Here is a 19,673-nt window from a genome sequence, read left to right as displayed (position 1 = left end):
CATCGTCAAAACTCTTGATTTTTCGTTTTTATGCGTAAGTCCTAATTAATTAAAAACCTCCCATTTACAGGGAGGTTAATAGCATCAATAATTAGGATTTTTTTGGCTATTGATACATTGTGTGGCAGTAATTTCAACGAATATCTCGCTTATCCTTGTAATTACCAAAATTGCAGAAGAATTCAGAAGCCAGAACAAAAGTATGTGGCGAAGCACCAACAACAGTGAGAAGCAGCAAATTAAGAATTTTGTGGGAGTTTTAAACCTTTTATTCAGCCAACACTCGCACAGGATTCAGTTCTGAATTCTGGCGACTGACTCCTGAATTCTATTTTGATAATTTCAAACTAGGTATTTATGTACTTCTTGTACACAAATACCATCTCGTTGAATTTGCTTTGCTTGATAATTTAGTAATGGTTCAGGTTAATACCAGCTTCTTTAGCCATTGCTTCTAAACCTTTGATTTCTAAGGTTTTGATAGCTTTGGTAGATATTTTCAGTTTGACCCAACGATTTCCGCCTGGCCACCAAACGCGCTTGGTTTGGAGGTTGACTTGTTGAAGACGCTTTGTACGGCGATGGGAGTGAGAAATTGCAAAAGCGTTATTGGCTTTTTTGCCAGTTAGTTGACAGCGACGAGACATAGGAATTTGGATTTTAATACAACCTTTCTATTTTAGGGCTTCGGAAACAGAATCGGGAGAGTGAGTAGTAGGACTACTTGATTAAACCCGAATTTCTCACGCATGAGTGGGGAGTGTGGGGGGTGTAGGTGTTCAAAACCCTTACACCCATCTCAACAGGCAACTTTTCTGTGTCAGCCTGGTGCTAACAGCACTATTTACTGACTTGTTCTGTTAGTTTGGTGAGTACATCGTTAGAACGCTCGACAAAAGATTTCATTCCTTCTGCGTCAAATCCTTTTTGAGACATCAGTGCTAAATCATAAACGTGTTGACAAATCATATTGACTAGCTGACCTGTCGGGGACTCTGCACCATCTTGAATGATGCTACCTTGGTTGAGATTTGCCAAATTTTGAATTAGGGGATGGGCAGTGTTGACCAGTAAGATATGGTCTTCAGGAAATTCTGCGTTTTGCTGCTGCATCATAGCGTTCATTTCTCGCAAGCGGCGAAGAATTTCTGGTAAGAGTACCATTGCTGGGGGTGTGCCTTGAGGATCTTCAGATTTTAAAGCTTCGGTGCGAATGTTAACTTTAGGTTTGTTGAGAGCTTTTTCAAAGAGTTCTTTGATGACTTCACTCTTGGTTTTATTGGTTTTGGGGTCAACGATTTCGCCAGATTTGTCTTGTTCTAGCAGTGTATTATCTAAGTCGGAGTCTACACGGGAAAATTTGACATCATTATATTCTCGTTCCAAGAAGTTAATGAAGTGAGTATCAATGAAGGAGTCCATAAATAGAACTTCCAAGCCTTGATTTTTGTGTAATTCTATGTATGTGGCTTGGCTGGCTTCATCGGTACTGTAGAAAACGCGGTTTTCGTGGCGTTCTTTGTTGCGTTCTAAGTATTCTTTGATGGTGGTGTAGGGAGAGGTGCTAGATTTGGCAGGGCTGACATCTTGCCAAACGTCACCTTCTTGAGACTGTACTTCAACTGCGGGAGTTTCAGTGGCTGTTTGGTCAAATTTGGCAGTGCTGCGGAAGATGATAATATCTTCGACTTGTTTTTTGAATTTTTCGTCGTTGAGAGTGCCAAACTTGACGAAAGTGCCGAGATCCTTCCAAGCATTAATGTACTGCTCACGGTCATCACGGTACAGTTCTTTGAGGCGATCGCCTACTTTTTTGGCTATGTAATCGCCGATTTTGCGGACGGTGCGATCGCCTTGTAGCGCACTGCGGGAAACGTTCAACGGAATATCGGTGCTATCAATGACACCCCGCATCGGCATTAAGAATTGCGGAATGATTTCGTCACAGTTGTCGCTGACGAAAACTTGATTGCAGAATAACTTGATTTGCCCTTTTGTCACATCCACATCTGGGCGCATTTTAGGGAAATACAAAATACCGTTGATAATAAACGGATAATCTGTATTCAGATGCACCCACAGCAACGGTTCTTCTTGGAAAGGATAAAGATAGCGATAAAACTCTAAATAATCTTCTTTGGTTAAACTGCTGGGAGAATCTCGCCAAGGCGCTTTTTGTCTATTTAATACTTCACCATCCAGTTTTATGGGTACTGGCATGAAATCACAATAAGTCTTGACAAGATTATTAATGCGTGCCGCTTCTAAATACTCTTCCTCATCTGACATTAATGTGAGGGTGATGGTAGTACCGCGAGTAGTGCGGGAAGAGTCATCTAAGGTAAATTCTGGTGAACCATCGCAAATCCAGTGAACTGCTTGTGAACCTTCTTTATAAGATAAGGTATCAATTTCTACCTTTTGCGCCACCATAAACGAAGAGTAAAAACCTAACCCAAAATGACCGATAATTGGTTGGTCTGCTTTTCCTTCATATTTGTGGATAAATTCTTCCGCACTGGAAAAAGCAACTTGGTTAATATATTTTTTGACTTCCTCGGCGGTCATCCCAATACCATTATCGGTAATGGAAAGAGTCTTTTTATCTTTGTCAATAGCAATTAGAATTTCTGGTTCGTCTACATCACCATTGTATTCTCCGGCGCGAGATACCATTTTCAGTTTTTGAATCGCGTCTACGGCATTGGAGACTAATTCCCGCAGGAAAATTTGATGATCTGAGTAAAGGGACTTCTTGATAATCGGGAAAATATTTTCAGTATGTATACTGATAGTTCCTTGTTCAAGCATGGTTTGTAATGAATAACAATGTCTCAGTGAGGATTGTAACGGCTACTGGACACACAGTCACTTATAATCGGCCAGTAATATCTAGACATCATAGATTCGGATTACCCTACTCATTAGTAAATTATCAATATTTATGTAATATACAGTCGGATAAATTCAGTTTACAAAACTCAATGTTACTGCATTCACTAAGCAGAACTAAATTGTTGAGACTTATCTATTTATTTACTGCGCTTTACTGGAAAGTTAAATATGAATAATTCTGGAATTGGTAAGTTATTTGAACAGCTTAAAAAAATTTATTATGCTGTTACTTTATATGACTATGATCTGGCAATTATACTTAGTTTTTTAGAGAAGTACGCTCAACAAGAACGGTCAAAATGCAAAATATTAGATGTTGGCTGTGGACTTGGTAAAAAACTCACAGAACTGACGACAGCAGGTTATCAAACTTTAGGTGTAGATGTTAATGCTCAAATTATTGAATCTAATCAAAAGCGAGGCTTAAATTGCATTACAGTAGAAGATTTTTCTAAGACAGAAGAACAATTCGATATAATTTTGATGTCTCATATTATTGAACATTTCTCTCCAGAAGAATTAAAAGAGTTTATGGATTCCTATTTAGATAAATTAAAAATGGGAGGATACTTAATTATTGCTACACCTTTATTAACGAAATATTTTTATGATGACTTTGATCATGTTAAACCATACTCTCCTACGGGGATTTGGATGGTTTTTGGGAAAACTGCAACTCAGGTTCAATACTATTCCCGAAATAAACTTGGCTTCAAAGATTTGAGGTTTCGCCGACAGCCTTATAGATTTACTTTTGTTAGAGGAAAATACATCAGAAATTGGACTACCAAAATTTATCAAGTTATTGAGTTTATCAGTGCGCTGCTATGCCTAATTTCGTTTGGCTGGTTAGGGAATAAAGATGGATGGGTGGGCATTTTTAAAAAAGTGGAAAATTAAATTTAGTTGTTCACGATATTTCAAAACCTCTCTCGGAAAAGAGAGGTTTTAACTTATCTATAGGAATCCGATTTGATTTCTGAAAAAATCTCAGCATGTGTAGGGTGTGTTAGGCGTAAGCCGTAACGCACCGAAAACTTTGCGGTAGATGCCGTATTCTCGCCGATAACACATCCTACGTACATTTCAGAAATCAAATATTAGTCCTATATATTTCCTTTTGTTTTTAAATAATGCTAATTTTTACTAATAGTTTTTTCTAAAACTAAAAAGTAATGGTAGGGATTAACGGGGTCGATAAATTCTTTTTTGATAGTTAAGCCTGCATTGATAATTGAGGTTAAAATTCTTTTTTTAGGATAGCCTTTTAGTCCAACTTCCCAATAATGTTTATCAGATATAGGTTTTGTACTCCAGAATTTGGGGATTTGTAATGATAAATACCTTGACCGGGGAACGTCGGAAACCCTTACTTGCATTGACATATATAGAGTGTTCTGTGGGAGTGAAATCACTAAGTATTTATTAGTAGCTTGAGCAAGTTTTCGTAAAGCTTTTTCTGACTGTTCATAAGGTAAGTGTTCTAAAACCTGAAACAGTACAATAGCATCGAATTTATCTTCTGGTAATGAAAAATCTGCTGCTAAGTCTAAAGTTATATCTGGGTTTAGATGAGGGTCGATATCTGCTGTAGTTACTTCATAACCATTACGCTTGAGTACTTCGGTTAATAATGAATTGTAAATTCCTATTTCTAAAATATGGTTAACTTTATTACCAAGGGAAAATATTAATCGTAACTGATGATGATAGCTGATGAATCTGTCTTTTGATAAATACTCTGACTTTTTCAAATCAAATGATGTAATTAGCTGCATAAAAATTACCTATTTCACCTAGGTTTACGGAGTATATGATTCAAGTTTTCCCACAAAATCACTTTAAGTAACAGTTTATGAGTAAAATTCCTCTCAGCTTTTGATTTAATAGGGATTTTACAAAAGGCAAAAATAACAAGTCCAGAATTTGAGCTTTCTGAATCGAGATTGAGATAAATTACCAAAATTTTCGCTCATCTGTTGTTCCCACAAATCCAACAATTCATCGACTAATGCGGATAGTACCTTGTCACTAATGCTAAGACAATGATAAGCGTAGTATCTTTTACGAACTTGACAGCCAGCTAACTTGTAGGATAAGTTTCATTTGATGACCTTTCGTCCCACATATTGAAGTGGGTAGGAGGCGATGTATGATTGGCAGTATTTCTTTAAGAGCGATCGCACTAATCTAAATCAAGTTTCTTACCGCATCTTTGAACCGGAGTGGAAAGCTGATATTCTCCACTGGTTCAGTCGAGAGGATGTCGATAAGCAGCAAAAAGAAGATTTTATCCAGGCTTTAATAGATTTTGACGACGGTTGCGGCGGTTTTTATCGCTATCGCGCCTATTTTATGGCGGCTGAGGCAATAGCTAAGTTTCCCGAATGCAGTTTGGCTGATGCTATTGTCGAACAACTGCTCAAATGGAGTTATGGCTATTTTCGACAAGATAAGCGAGACTGGCAGATATTACCCCAACCTTTGGTTGAGAGGGCGAGAAAAACCCTGGAATTAACCGATAGAAAAAAAGTAGTTGCGGCTTTTGTTCATTTGGTTCACACAACTGAAAGTCGCACAATTATGAGACTCGCGGCTGAGAAGTTAGGAAAACTCGATCCAGGTAATAAAAGTGCGATCGCAGCTTTGGCGTTAATGCCAATTGCTGAGGATGAACCTGAACCTACATTTTGCCAGATTAGTCAAACTTTTAGGCAAATATCAGTATTAGATGAAACTGCGATCGCAACTTTATCCGAACAACTTCAAAATGCTCAGTCTGACATAGAATGTTTGCAAATGGCTAGAAGTCTCCTAGAAGCAGACTCTAGTAATCAAATTGCAATTAACGCTCTATTCAAATTAGTTAACAATCTCGGTCAATCGCCAAAATATCCAGATGATGCTCAGTATATTGCATGGCAAGCAACTATCTGTCTGGCACAAATTGATCCTACTTATGAACTAGTAATTAATGCCCTAATTCAGCTTATTAGGACTGCGAAAGAGCATTCATATTTAAGCATAGCCGTGAAGTATTTGGGATCAATAGGTTTGGGTAACAAAGCTGTACTTGTCACTTTAACTGAGCTAATTACTTCAACTCAAGACTATTATTTGTTATGTTACGCAGTTGAGAGTTTAGAAAAAATTGACCCAGGTAATAAAATCGGGATTACGACTCTAATAGAGAAAATAGAAAAGGTTCAGGATGAATTTTGTCTTAAGAAAGCAGCTTGCCTGATAGGAAAGTTAGATCCTGGTAATAAATTGGCAATTAGTACATTATCCCAGTTACTCCAAAATACTCAAGATGAATCATTTAAGTTGTATATCGCTAAGAGTTTAGCAAAAATAGATCCTGGTAATCCACAGGCAATTTTTACATTATGTACAACACCAGAAAACCATTTACATCAAATATTATTGATGACATCGATTCAAAATCTAGAGCAACTAAATGCCAGCAACATATTAGTGAAAGATAAATTCAACGAAATTATTCCTATCCTTATCGGATACATCCAAAACTTTCAGACTGCTGATGACAATCAAAACTACTACAATAATCTTACCAGCAATCTATCTTATGAATCCTATCTGTTAGATATAGCTGACAGTTTGATTAAAATCCTGCAAGTTGAATATTTGCCACAAGTCCTCACATCTTTAAAAGACTATTTGAACCAAAAATTTTACAAAAATAGTTCTTATCGCTATGAGGCTGTGTTGAAAATTATCTGGCATTGTGCCGAAAATCTAAACTATCCAGAGTTTTATCAACTTTGGCACAGCTAATAAATTAAAAAGCTACGCAGAGAAAATTGATATCTTTCTCTGCGTAACGTTGCGTTTTCCTCAACATTCCTCTGCGTTAAACAACAATCTCACCACTCATTCGCTGTTCTAATAAATCCAACAACCCATCTACATCTTTAGCAACTTGTGCAAAACATTCAGGCGGTGTTGGTTCTGGTGCAAACTGAATTAACTTAACTTCTCCCTTGCCAATACCTATCATCAATACTTCCACTTCTGGCTGATGATGGGTAATAATTCCGATAATTTCTTGCAGCCGATTTTCCACATTCTCGTTTAATTTTTCTACCGCTTCTTGGGGACAATAAACAAAATGCGGAGTCGGCTGTAAATCGATGCCGATAGTACCCTGGCTATCCCCATTTTCTAACCATAATGCCCAAGATAACGCCGCCAATTCTTGTTGATTTGCCTTCACAAACCTATCTAACTGACTACGCCACTTACTATCACCTGTTTCCGGCTGGGTACTACCAAACATCATTTATTTGCGCCTTTGCGCCTCTGCGCGAAACTTATCTTAAACCACTCTGCACACGCCACAAACTCGCGTAAACTCCGTTCTTTTCTAACAACTCCTCATGGGTTCCCGACTCGACTAATTGTCCATATTCCATGACATAAATACAGTCGGCATTACGAATTGTGGAAAGACGATGAGCGATCGCAATTGTGGTTCTATCTACTGTAATCTTTTCTAGCGATCGCTGGATAGCGGCTTCGGTTTCATTATCTACAGCTGATGTCGCCTCATCTAAAATCAAAATTGGCGGATTTTTTAACACTGCACGAGCGATCGCAATTCTTTGGCGTTGTCCACCAGATAACTTTTGTCCGCGTTCCCCGACAATTGTCTCATAACCTTGGGGCAGATGTTGAATAAATTCATGGGCTTCTGCCACCTTCGCCGCTTGGATGATTTCTTCGGTAGTCGCATCAAACGTGCCGTAAGCAATGTTCTCCGCTACCGTACCATGAAAAAGAAACACATCTTGGCTAACTAAGCCAATACAACGGCGTAAATCACGCAAACCTAAATCTTGAATATCAACTCCATCTACTGTAATACTGCCGTTTTCTACCTCATAAAACCGCAGTAACAGCTTCACCAAAGTACTTTTACCGGAACCTGTTGAACCAACAATGGCGATGGTTTTACCAGCCGGAATCAGCAAAGATAAATCAGTAATTACCGACAATCTATCTTTATAGGCAAAAGTCACATTTTTAAACTGTACTTCGCCACGCACATTCTCCACAGGTAAGGCTACATTTCCGGGATGAATTGCAATTGGTGTATCTAATAAATTCATCACGCGGTTAGTTGAAGCCATCGCCCGTTGATATTGGTCAAAGGTATCACCTAACCTGGTTAAAGGCCACAACAACCGTTGAATTAAAAACACCAACACGCTGTAAGTGCCAACAGTCATTTGTCCTGCAACCGCAGCCATTCCACCATATAATAGTAATGCGGTGAAACCAACTAAAATCAGCATCCGAATCAGGGGAACAAAAGCAGCCGATAGTTTAATTGCTTTCGAGTTACTTTTTTTGTAAGCTTCACTGTCTTGGGCTAAACGATAGCTTTCATAATCTTCGGCGGTAAAACTTTTAATAGTAGTAATCCCGCTTAAATTATTTACTAGTCGCCCATTTAAATAACCTACCTTTTCGCGCACATCAGCGTAACGCGGTGCAAGCAGACGTTGAAAAGCAAAGGAACCCCAAAGAATAAAGGGCATCGGCGACATCGCCATCCACGCTACACTAGGAGCCAAGATAAAGAAAGCTCCACCAATAATGACTACTGTCGTGGCTACCTGGATAATGTCATTAGCTCCCACATCTAAAAAACGCTCTAGTTGGTTGATATCATCACTAAGGATGGACATCAAACCACCAGTACTGCGTTCTTCAAAATAAGCTAATTCCAAATCTTGTAGATGGTTATAAGCATCCAGTCTCAGGTTATGCTGAATATTTTGCGCCAAATTGCGCCAAAGTTTGGCGTAAGCGTACTCAAAAACTGACTCTAGTATCCAGATGACAACCGTGAGTAGGGAAATAATTAAAAATTGTCCAAAGACATCTTTGACACCCAACTGGGCAATGATAGAATCCTGCTGTTTGACTACTACATCCACCGCTACGCCAATTAACCCCGGTGGCGCTAAATCAAACAGTTTGTTCAGAACAGAACAACCAATTGCCAACCAGATTTGTTTACGATACTGGTGTCCGTAGTCAAGCAGGCGATGGAGGGGATGCACTGAATGTCTACGCTGGTTTAATATCTGACGAGAATTAAATGCTATAGCCACAGTCGTTTAAAATTGTGTGCATTTGATGATAACACGCAGAGGAAGTATCTGACTTTTGTAGAATTTAGCCAGCCTTAACAGGCAAATAAAGTCTCACAATCATACTGGAGTTGCGGGAAAATCCAAAAGGAGATACAACCTTGAGAAATCAACAATTTGGCAATTGGCAAACTACAACTTTAGGAATTTTGTTAGGAATACTGGTGATTATTGGGCTGAATGCCTTTATCATTATCAATCCAGGGCAAGCAGGCGTGATTAGTATTTTGGGTAAAGCTAGAGATGGTGCTTTATTGGAGGGGATTCATTTGAAACCGCCTTTGATTTCCGTGATCGATGTGTATGATTTAACAGTGCAGAAATTTGAAGTTCCAGCCGAAAGTTCCACCAAAGATTTACAAAATTTATCGGCACGATTCGCCATTAACTTCCGTCTTGATCCTTCACAGGTAGTAGAAGTGAGAAGAAAACAAGGAAGTTTAGAAAATATAGTATCAAAAATCATTGCTCCCCAAACCCAAGAAGCATTTAAAATTGCAGCAGCCAAAAGAACAGTAGAAGAGGCTATTACTAAACGGAGTGAACTAAAAGAAGACTTTGATAATGCGTTAGGCGATCGCTTAGACAAATACGGAATAATTGTGCTAGATACTAGTGTAGTTGACTTGACTTTCTCGCCCGAATTTGCCAGAGCCGTAGAAGAAAAACAAATTGCCGAACAACGCGCCCAAAGAGCCGTTTATATAGCCAGAGAAGCAGAACAAGAAGCCCAGGCAGAAATTAATCGCGCTAAAGGTAAAGCCGAAGCACAAAGACTTTTAGCCGAGACACTCAAAGCTCAAGGCGGACAGTTAGTTTTGCAAAAAGAAGCAATTGAAGCATGGAAAACAGGCGGCGCACAAATGCCAAAAGTTTTGGTTATGGGTGATAAATCTCAAAGTAGTGTACCTTTTATTTTCAACCTGGGGAATGTTCCTAATCAACCATAATTTAGGTAAATTAACCAAATATCCAATCATCAATGATTTACAAACATCTCTGCCTTGTCTACCTTCCCTTGTCTTTTTTGTTCAGATATCCAATAGGGCTGCCATATATTTCACAGTGCCACTTTTAGATTACAGATTGTAGATTTTTTGGCTTTATACCAGGAAACTTACCCACTCAAATTGTTTCCCTTTGTAGCTGAAGATAAGATCAAAATCCCCAATCTAAAATTGATTCTGTTCACCTCACACAAAAGGCAAATTCTCGAAAACCATGATTAAATCTATGCCAAACTCCAACCAACTCCCCCTGACTGTTGCTGATGCTCGAAAATTCCTCAACAAATTCAACTGTTTAGATATTGCCCCAGTCCTTGATAATGCCGAAAAAGCCTTGGTGCGTCAGTCTTTAATCTTAATTACCAAACTTTCTGACTATCAAATATTAGGAATTTGTGCTGACACCGCCGCCGAAGCCCTACTGGCGATGAAAACTTACTCACGGGCTTTAGGTTATGGAGTCCCGACTGATTTACCCACCACCGAAGGGCCAGTCTATATCAAATTAAACGGCAAAAATGGTCTGTGCTACCTTGATTCCTACGCTGGACATCATCGCGGTGTATTAGTATCTTGCCAATCTTATGATGAAAGAGGAATCAACGAAATGTATGGACATCTACCCCTCGATTTATTTGCCTAAAATTTGGGACAATGTAGGTAAGGTAAGAACCTTGCCTACTGACTGGCGATCGCAAATAACAAATCTATATTATGAGTATTATTACGCTCCAATCTGTTAAAAAAGATTTTGGTATCAAAGAAATATTAAAAGACGCTAACTTTAGCATTGATGCTAATGATAAAGTTGGCTTAATTGGTACTAATGGTTCTGGTAAATCAACACTATTAAAAATGATTGCCGGACTAGAAACAGTTGATAGTGGGCAAATTATCACCAACTCCGGTGCAAAAATCATTTACTTACCCCAACAACCAGATTTAGATGAAAGTCGCACAGTTTTAGAACAAGTTTTTGCTGATAGTGGCGAACAAATGATATTGGTACGCCAATACGAAGAACTATCAGATAAACTCGCCCATTACCCTGAAGATACTCAGTTAATGTCGCGCCTCTCTAGTGTTATGCAAAGAATGGACGCAACAGGCGCATGGGAATTAGAAACTAACGCGAAAATAATTCTGACAAAATTAGGAATTGCCGATTTTGATGCACCCATCGCCACATTATCAGGGGGATATCGTAAACGTATAGCCTTAGCCACAGCCTTGCTTGCAGAACCCGATGTTTTACTGATGGATGAGCCAACCAACCATCTAGATGCACTATCTGTAGAATGGTTACAAAGTTATTTAAATCGCTTTCGCGGTGCATTATTCTTAATCACACACGATCGCTACTTCTTAGATAAAGTCACCAATCGCATCATCGAAATCGATAGAGGCGACATTTACACTTACACAGGTAACTATTCATATTATCTCGAAAAGAAAGCCCTAGCCGAAGAATCAGCCGCCAGCACTCAACGCAAACATCAAGGAGTCTTGCGGCGAGAATTAGAATGGTTAAAGCGTGGCCCCAAAGCTAGAAGTACCAAACAAAAAGCCAGAATTCAGCGTGTCCATGCTATGCGCGAAACTGAATTTAAACAAGGTTTAGGCAAAGTAGATATTTCCACAGTTAGCCGTCGCATTGGCAAAAAAGTTATTGACATCCAGAATATTTCTAAAGCTTATAACGATAGAACTCTCATTAAAGATTTTACTTACGAATTCAGCCCCGAAGACCGCATTGGTATTATTGGCGGTAACGGCGCAGGTAAGTCTACTTTAATGAATATGATTACCGGACGTATACAGCCAGATTCTGGTAATGTAGAGATTGGTTCGACAATTCACATTGGTTATTTTGACCAACACTCCGAAGAATTGCTCACAGCTTTGAATGAAAATCAGCGCGTGATTGACTATATCAAAGAAGAAGGCGAATTTGTGCAAATTGCCGATGGCACAAAAATTACTGCATCCCAAATGTTAGAAAGGTTTCTCTTTCCCGGAAACCAACAGTATGCACCAATTCATAAACTTTCTGGTGGCGAAAAACGCCGCTTATTTTTATTGCGTATATTAATAAGTGCGCCCAATGTTTTAATCTTAGACGAACCTACTAACGATTTAGATGTTCAGACATTGGCAGTCTTAGAAGACTATTTAGAAGACTTTTCTGGTAGTGTAATTGTAGTTTCGCACGATCGCTACTTTTTAGACCGTACAGTAGACACAATCTTTGCCTTAGAAGAAGGTGGAAATATCCGGCAATATCCGGGGAATTATTCAGTTTATCTCGATTATAAAAAAGCCGAAGAAGCAGCACAACAAGAAGCAGCTAAAACTCAAGAAAAATCCAAAAATTCCACAGCACAAACAGCCACTCAAACTAAAGATAGCGAAACCAAAAAACGCCGTCGGTTATCCAATTGGGAGAAACGCGAATTTGAACAATTAGAAGCTAAAATTTCTCAACTAGAAGCCGAAAAATCCGAAGCCGAAGCAGCTATGAATAAAGTTGCGCCAGGGAACTATAGCCAAGTCCAGAAACTTTACGAACAAGTAGAAAATCTCAAACAAGCAATTGATACCGCTACAGAACGCTGGTTAGAATTAGCCGAAATCGAATCTTAAAATTAATGAAGCTTTCTTGAAGTTTTTCTGATTTATCCTGGTAGAGTCTGTCAGCCCTTGCCCTTTGGTGAGGGCATTTCTATGATTAGATTATGATTCTGCTATTTAATAGCGTATCTGCCATTCCAGTCAAATCAAGTTCGTTTAATTATTTATAATTCCTGGAATCATTACACCCCACCCCCAAATTCTCCCCCTCAATAGGGACGGGAGACAAAGCGTAGCTTTGGCGGGGTGGGGTTTAGAGGTTTTAGTAAGTAATCAAACGGACATGATATTACTTGAATTGCTTTGATACAGTCGAATCAAAATGAATATTTCCCTATGTGTTTAGCGATGGTATAGGTTCTGTTGCCGTTAATTTTGGCTGAATACTATGTTAAGTTCTCCAATGATTCTGTCTTTGATTGTCACCTTGATTAGTCTTGGTGCTGGAATAATGGGACTATCCATTATCAAGACGCGAAAAATTCTCAGATTTTTCAAGACAGAATCAGATAAACTCAATTGGCGAGTTATGTTTTCGCTCATGGTCTTTTTTCTGGGTGGTTATTTATTATGTATTTACTTAACAATTAACAAGCTGTTTGACTGGATACCATTGCTAACGGGCATGGTGTTCTTTTTTGGTTCATTATTTGTGCTGTTTAGTGTGAATACTTACTATCAAACATTGCAACGATTATTTTTAGTACAAGAACAATACCGCATAGCTAAAGATAATGCAGAATCAGCCCTATCTCAATTAACAGAAACTCAGCAATCTCAAATGCAATTAATTCAACGCGAAACTATGTTGGCGTTAGGAAAAATGGTAGCTGGCGTTGCCCATGAAATTAATAACCCCATCAGTTTTATTTATGGTAATTTACAATATTTGCGCCAATATACTAATGACTTACTCAATCTTCTAGATACTTATGCTGCTGTGTATCCTAACCCAGATGACAAAATTGCTAAAGCTCTTGCTAAAAGTGATATAAGTTTTATCCATCTTGATTTGCCAAAACTCTTAGACTCAATGGAGTCTGGCACAACTAGAATTAGTGAAATTGTCGAATCGCTCTCTAGTTTTTCGCGGTTAAATGAATCGGAATACAAAAAAGCTGATATTCATCAAGGTATTGATAGTACGCTTGTAATTTTACAGCACAGACTTAACCGCTTTGCAAGTAATAGCAAACCTATTTCAATCATTAAAGATTACGGCACAATACCACAAATTTATTGTAATCCTCGTCTTTTAAATCAAGTATTTCTAAATTTAATTAATAATGCTATTGATGCTTTAATTGAAAAAGAAGTAACCCCCGATAGTAATCTCGATGAGGCAGCAACTATTTGGATTCGGACATTTCAATCCAATGAAAATCAAGTTACTATCTCAGTTACTGATAATGGTTGTGGCATGAATGAACAAATTTGCCAAAGCATTTTTAAACCTTTCTTTACTACTAAAGCTGTTGGGCGAGGCACAGGTTTAGGTTTATCTATTTGTCATCAAATTATTGTAGAGCAACATGGTGGCTCGATTAAATGTGTTTCTCTGATTAATAAAGGTACGACAATTGATATAATACTACCTATCAAAAAGTAAATTATTCAACTCTATTTATATTATTTATAATAGATATAGCAATCCTATCTGAGTTGTGAAAACATATTCTTTTTAACGAACCGCAAAGGGCGCAAAGGACACAAAGAAAGAGAAAGAGGAAAATAAAGAGAATCTCACAAATGATTTAGGATTGCTATACTTACTTAAGTAAGTGATGCACAGCATAAGTATTAAGTAATGAGTAATAAGTAGTGAGTAATAGGTAAATTTTGACTCATTACTTTTTTCAATCAGTTGCTGTACCTCATAAACATCGAATCTGCTGTAATCAGGTATCAATAGTCTCTAATGCTGAACTCACCAACTCCAGAATTACGAAAAAGTGCAATTCTATTTTTAGAACAAAATCCTGAACAACGCCTACAAACTCTCAAATTATTAGGAATAGGTCGTTATACTTTTTTAAGTGAAATTAAATTAAATGAAGCTAATATAGTTTGTATGATGCGATTTTTACAAAATCCTCAACAACTAAAGTTTCCTAATTTAGTTGGTGCTGATTTATCTAATTTGATATTATACGAAGTAAATTTTATTAGAGGTAACTTAACTAATGCAAATCTACAAAATAGTAGTTTAGTGAATGCTGACCTCCTGTTTGCTAATTTTACTAAAGCAGACTTACGCAACGCTGATTTAACAGGCGCAACCCTTAATGAAACTATTTGGACAGAGGCTTTAGTAGAAGGATGTCAGTTGGGTGAAGGTATTGGTTTAACTCAGTTACAGTATCAAGATTTAAAGTTGCGAGGAGCTAAATTTACTTATTTAAAATAATGATAATTAAAATCCAAAAAATTATAAGATGATGATACTGAAAATTTTCTGGATAAATTGATGAGTGATTCTATTAAGTTACCGAAAAAACTGATGCTGTTGGGTTCAGGTGAACTCGGTAAGGAATTTGTGATTGCGGCGCAACGGTTGGGTAATTATGTAATTGCTGTTGACCGCTATGCAAATGCGCCAGCGATGCAGGTTGCTGATTGTGCGGAAGTAATTTCTATGCTGAGTGCTGATGATTTAGAAGCAGTGGTGACAAAGCATCAGCCCGATTTGATAATACCAGAAATTGAAGCAATTAGAACTGAAAAGTTACTAGAATTTGAACAAAGAGGGATTACAGTTATTCCGACGGCGGCGGCGACTAACTACACAATGAACCGCGACAGAATTCGGGAATTGGCACACAAAGAGTTAGGCATTAGAACGGCTAAATATGGTTATGCTATAACTCTAGAAGAATTAATTGCAATCTCCGATGAAATTGGCTTTCCCAATGTAGTTAAACCTGTAATGTCATCTTCTGGAAAAGGTCAATCTGTAGTTGCGAATCAAGATGAGGTGGAAAAGGCGTGGAATTATGCGATCGCAAATTCTAGAGGTGATAGTCAAAAAGTCATTGTTGAGGAATTTATTAACTTTGAAATTGAGATTACATTGCTGACAATTAAGCAATGGAATGCGCCAACAATCTTTTGTTCACCTATTGGTCATCGTCAAGAAAGAGGCGACTATCAAGAGTCTTGGCAACCCGCAGGCATATCGGAAGATAAAATCTTACAATCTCAAGCTATAGCTAAAAAAGTCACCGACGCTTTAGGTGGAGCCGGAATTTTTGGTGTAGAATTTTTCATCACTAAAGATGAAGTAATTTTTTCGGAACTTTCACCACGACCCCATGATACAGGTATGGTGACATTAATTTCTCAGAATTTGAATGAATTTGAATTACATTTGCGGGCGGTTTTAGGCTTACCCATTCCTCATATTGAACAGTTTGGCCCTTCAGCTAGTGCAGTAATTTTAGCTGCCGAAAAATCAGACTCAATAAACTTTATTGGTGTGGCTGAAGCTTTAGCCGAAAAAGATGTCGATATAAAATTATTTGGTAAACCTTCGGCTCATCCTTATCGCCGTATGGGTGTTGCTTTAGCTAAGGCTGAGAATGTGCAGCAAGCAAGAGAAAAAGCAACAACAGCAGCAAGTAAAGTGCAAATTATTTCGAGTTGAATAGCATATTAAACCCCTCAGACTGCAAGTAGAGACGTTAAGTGTAACGTCTCTAATTAGCCTGCAAAGGCATTCTCAGTATATGCTTCTTAATATCGATTTTGTATAACACAATTATATAAATAGTTAACAAAAGATGTAATTTTATTGAGTTATTCTACAATAATAATCTCAATTTTGTTGTTTGTTAGTTTTGAATATTTTTAGGGAACTCTGGGTATGAAGTAGATTGGTTAACACTCATCACTTCACAAAACAACATTGCTGATTCAGAAGATAAACCCGCAAATTTCTGGGCGGATTCCCCCGGTGCGGACTTTCAAGAGAATGAGTAATCAAAAAGCATGAGTCAGACACCAGAGCCAACAATGTTCCCAGATATTCAATCTTTAGCGACAACAGATATCAATGACAATCCACTAGCGATCGCTCTCTATCAAACTATTGAATCTGCTTCGATAGGAATAGCCATATTTAATCAAAATATGCAGTATCTAGCTGTAAGTCAAAAATGGCTAGAAATCTATAAATTAACTCAAGATATTATTGGCAAATCTCATTATGAGGTTTTCCCTGATATCCCTGAAAGATGGAGGCAAATTCACCAACAATGTTTAGCCGGAGCCAACGCGCAAAACAATGCAGACTGTTTTCCTCGTGCTGATGGTTCGGAAGAATGGGTAAATTGGTCAATCCGTCCGTGGCATTTGGCTACAGGTGAAGTTGGCGGCATTATCATCTTTACTGAAAATATTACTCAACGCAAACAAACTGAATTTGCCCTCCAGCGCAACGAAGAACGCTATCGGTCTTTAATTACAGCTACTTGTCAAATTGTCTGGATACTTCCACCTGATGGTCTTGTCACCAACGATATTCCCGCGTGGCGAGAATTTACAGGGCAAACCTTAGAAGAACTGTTGGGATGGGGATGGTTAAATGCGATTCATCCAGACGATCGCTTATTAACTGCTCAATCATGGGAAAAAGCGGTAAAAAATAAAAGTTTATTTGAGGTAGAGTGTCGGATTCGTCGATATGATGGGGAGTATTTTTACTGGCTGACGCGGAGTGTCCCCATCTTGGAAGCTGACGGTAGTATTCGAGAATGGATTGGGGTACAGACAAATATTCAAGATCGCAAACAAGCTGAAGAAGACTTGCGTGAAAGCAACACCTTGCTACGCTCAATTTTAAACAGTACACCCGATTATATTGTCGTTAAAGATGCTCAAGGGCGGTATGTTACTTTAAATTCTAATGCGGCAAACTTTATGGGTCGTGCTGTTGAAGAGATCATTGGTAAAAACGATTTTGAATTAATGCCATTAGAAGTGGCACGTAAGTATGCAATTCAAGACCAACAGATTATCACCACAGGTATTACCATCACCAATGAAGAATATCTCTGTAGTGCCGATGGTCAAATTAATGGCACCTTCAGGACGACAAAAACTCCTTGGCAAGATACTGAGGGTAACATTCTGGGTGTAATTGCCTTAGCTAGTGATATTAGCGATCGCAAACAAGCCGAAGAAGAATTGCGACAAACTAACACAGTACTAGCTTCCATTTTAGAAAGTACACCAGATTTTATCGTGGTCAAAGACCGCCAAGGTCGTCATGTTGCCCTGAACTCTAATTTGGCGAATTTTATTGGCTTACCAATTGAAGAGATTATCGGCAAAGATGACACAGAAATATTTCCGCCAGATGTGGCCTTGGCCATTATGAAAAAAGACCGCGAAATTATCGCCACAGGTAACGCGGAAACCTTTGAAGAAGAGGTTGCTAAGGATGGAGTTCGGGGCATATATCTCACCTCTAAAGCACCTTGGCGAGATACCCAAGGTAATATTCTCGGTATGGTTGCCATCACCCGCAATATTACCGATCGCAAACAAGCCGAATTTGCCCTCGCTCAAGCCAAAGAAGCAGCCGAAGCCGCCAGTCATGCCAAAAGCGAATTTCTGGCTAATATGAGCCATGAATTACGGACACCCTTAAATGGCATTCTCGGCTATGCCCAAATTTTACAGCGTTCTAAACATCTCAACCAAGATGAGCGATCGCGTATTGATGTCATTTATCAGTGCGGTTCTCATTTGCTCACCTTAATCAACGATATCCTCGACTTATCAAAAATTGAAGCCCAAAAAGTGGAACTGATGACCAGCGATTTCCACTTTCCCGCATTTCTGCAAGGTGTCGCCGAAATGTGTCGCATTCGTGCAGAACTCAAAAGCATTCAATTTCAGTATCAATTTGCCAGCGAATTACCAATTGGTATCCGCGCCGATGAAAAACGCCTGCGACAAGTCTTAATTAACCTCCTCAGCAACGCCATTAAATTTACTGATGCAGGTCAAGTCACCTTTACCATCAGCTATGCTTCTGGAGGTAAAATCCGCTTTGAAGTCCGCGACACAGGCGTTGGTATCCCCCCAGAAAAACTCCAAGCCATATTTCAACCTTTTGAGCAAGTAGGCGACAGAAGGCGACAAACAGAAGGTACAGGCTTAGGATTAGCCATTAGCCAAAGAATTGTGGACTTAATGGACAGCACCATTCACGTTCAAAGCGAAATTGGCGTTGGCAGTATTTTTTGGTTTGATGTTTACTTACCAGAAGCTCAAGAATGGGTGAAAACTTCCCAAGCTGATGATTTTGGCCAAATTATCGGGATTAAAGACCGCAAACCCAAGATTTTAGTTGTAGATGATAAATGGGAAAATCGCTCTGTGATTTATAACTTACTGACTCCCATTGGGTTTGAAGTTACAGAAGCCAATGATGGTGCAGAAGGTTGGCAAAAAATTGCCGAGTTTCAGCCAGATTTAGTCCTGACTGACTTGTTAATGCCAGAAATTGATGGTTTTGAGTTAATTCACCGCATTCGCCAATCAGAAGCTTTTAAACACATCGTGATTATTGTTTCCTCAGCCAGCGTGTTTGAAAGCGACCAACATCGCAGCATTGAAGCTGGTGGTAATGATTTTCTCCCCAAACCAGTGCAGGCGATCGCATTATTTCAAAAATTGCGGCAATTTCTCAACTTAGAGTGGCTGTATGAAGAGCAAAGCCCTGAAAACCCGTTATTAACACATCAAGCCGATTTAATTCTACCTCCCCAGGCAGAGATAGAAACTCTCTATGAATTAGTGATGAAGGGTAACTTTAAGGGAATCATAAAACAAGCAGCATTAATTTCCCAAATAGATCCCAAATATCTTCCTTTTAGCAAACGGCTGCAACAACTAGCACAAGAATTTCAAGACCAAGAAATTCTGGCACTCATTCACCCTCAACAGTAAG

General features: G+C 38.7%; 14 protein-coding genes. 9 read left to right on the top strand and 5 right to left on the bottom strand.

Annotated features, from left to right (window positions below; all coding sequences use genetic code 11):
• Positions 1–410: 410 nt before the first annotated feature.
• Positions 411–647, bottom strand: coding sequence for a 50S ribosomal protein L28 (gene rpmB / locus H6G28_RS23055; protein WP_190588648.1), 237 nt, complete (start codon positions 645–647; stop codon positions 411–413).
• A 193-nt stretch (positions 648–840) separates the two neighbouring features.
• Positions 841–2,811 carry a molecular chaperone HtpG gene (gene htpG, locus H6G28_RS23050; RefSeq protein WP_190674495.1) on the bottom strand — a complete coding sequence of 657 codons (1,971 nt, stop codon included), beginning with the start codon at positions 2,809–2,811 and terminating at the stop codon, positions 841–843.
• A gap of 252 nt (positions 2,812–3,063) precedes the next feature.
• On the opposite strand from htpG, the gene H6G28_RS23045 reads away from it, so the two are divergent.
• Positions 3,064–3,795 (top strand): class I SAM-dependent methyltransferase, encoded by a 732-nt coding sequence (locus H6G28_RS23045; RefSeq protein WP_190674492.1) that lies wholly within the window; start codon positions 3,064–3,066, stop codon positions 3,793–3,795.
• A 236-nt stretch (positions 3,796–4,031) separates the two neighbouring features.
• Here H6G28_RS23045 and H6G28_RS23040 read toward each other — a convergent pair whose 3' ends face one another.
• Positions 4,032–4,673: a class I SAM-dependent methyltransferase gene (locus tag H6G28_RS23040; protein ID WP_190674489.1), complete on the bottom strand. Its 642-nt coding sequence runs from the start codon at positions 4,671–4,673 to the stop codon at positions 4,032–4,034.
• Positions 4,674–5,043: 370 nt separating this feature from the next.
• On the opposite strand from H6G28_RS23040, the gene H6G28_RS23035 reads away from it, so the two are divergent.
• Entirely contained in the window at positions 5,044–6,693 is a 1,650-nt protein-coding gene (locus tag H6G28_RS23035; RefSeq protein ID WP_190674484.1) for a hypothetical protein, read from the top strand.
• A gap of 76 nt (positions 6,694–6,769) precedes the next feature.
• Here H6G28_RS23035 and ccmS read toward each other — a convergent pair whose 3' ends face one another.
• Positions 6,770–7,198, bottom strand: a complete 429-nt coding sequence (gene ccmS, locus H6G28_RS23030) for a beta-carboxysome assembly chaperone CcmS (protein ID WP_190674481.1) — start codon at positions 7,196–7,198, stop codon at positions 6,770–6,772.
• Positions 7,199–7,229: 31 nt separating this feature from the next.
• Entirely contained in the window at positions 7,230–9,038 is a 1,809-nt protein-coding gene (locus H6G28_RS23025) for an ABC transporter ATP-binding protein (RefSeq protein ID WP_190674479.1), read from the bottom strand.
• Between the two features lie 140 nt (positions 9,039–9,178).
• Here H6G28_RS23025 and H6G28_RS23020 point away from each other — a divergent pair, with 140 nt between their 5' ends.
• The 7 genes from H6G28_RS23020 to H6G28_RS22990 all read left to right on the top strand — a co-directional run bounded on the left by H6G28_RS23020 (position 9,179) and on the right by H6G28_RS22990 (position 19,672).
• Positions 9,179–10,027, top strand: a complete 849-nt coding sequence (locus tag H6G28_RS23020; RefSeq protein ID WP_190594896.1) for a prohibitin family protein — start codon at positions 9,179–9,181, stop codon at positions 10,025–10,027.
• A 283-nt stretch (positions 10,028–10,310) separates the two neighbouring features.
• Positions 10,311–10,727: a DUF1824 family protein gene (locus H6G28_RS23015; RefSeq protein ID WP_242048725.1), complete on the top strand. Its 417-nt coding sequence runs from the start codon at positions 10,311–10,313 to the stop codon at positions 10,725–10,727.
• Positions 10,728–10,798: 71 nt separating this feature from the next.
• Complete coding sequence (locus tag H6G28_RS23010) at positions 10,799–12,727, top strand: ABC-F family ATP-binding cassette domain-containing protein (protein ID WP_190594894.1); 1,929 nt, start codon at positions 10,799–10,801, stop codon at positions 12,725–12,727.
• A gap of 376 nt (positions 12,728–13,103) precedes the next feature.
• Positions 13,104–14,324 (top strand): sensor histidine kinase, encoded by a 1,221-nt coding sequence (locus tag H6G28_RS23005; RefSeq protein ID WP_190674476.1) that lies wholly within the window; start codon positions 13,104–13,106, stop codon positions 14,322–14,324.
• 309 nt (positions 14,325–14,633) lie between these two features.
• A complete protein-coding gene (locus H6G28_RS23000) occupies positions 14,634–15,122 on the top strand; it encodes a pentapeptide repeat-containing protein (protein ID WP_190674473.1) in 489 nt (162 codons plus the stop codon).
• A 60-nt stretch (positions 15,123–15,182) separates the two neighbouring features.
• A complete protein-coding gene (gene purT / locus H6G28_RS22995; RefSeq protein ID WP_190674470.1) occupies positions 15,183–16,358 on the top strand; it encodes a formate-dependent phosphoribosylglycinamide formyltransferase in 1,176 nt (391 codons plus the stop codon).
• A 344-nt stretch (positions 16,359–16,702) separates the two neighbouring features.
• Positions 16,703–19,672: a PAS domain-containing hybrid sensor histidine kinase/response regulator gene (locus tag H6G28_RS22990; protein ID WP_242054631.1), complete on the top strand. Its 2,970-nt coding sequence runs from the start codon at positions 16,703–16,705 to the stop codon at positions 19,670–19,672.
• The last annotated feature ends 1 nt before the right edge of the window (position 19,673 follow it).

The sequence above is a fragment of the Nostoc sp. FACHB-190 genome, assembly GCF_014696905.1.
Lineage (GTDB): Bacteria > Cyanobacteriota > Cyanobacteriia > Cyanobacteriales > Nostocaceae > Nostoc_B.
This window is presented reverse-complemented; position numbering and strand designations above follow the sequence as displayed.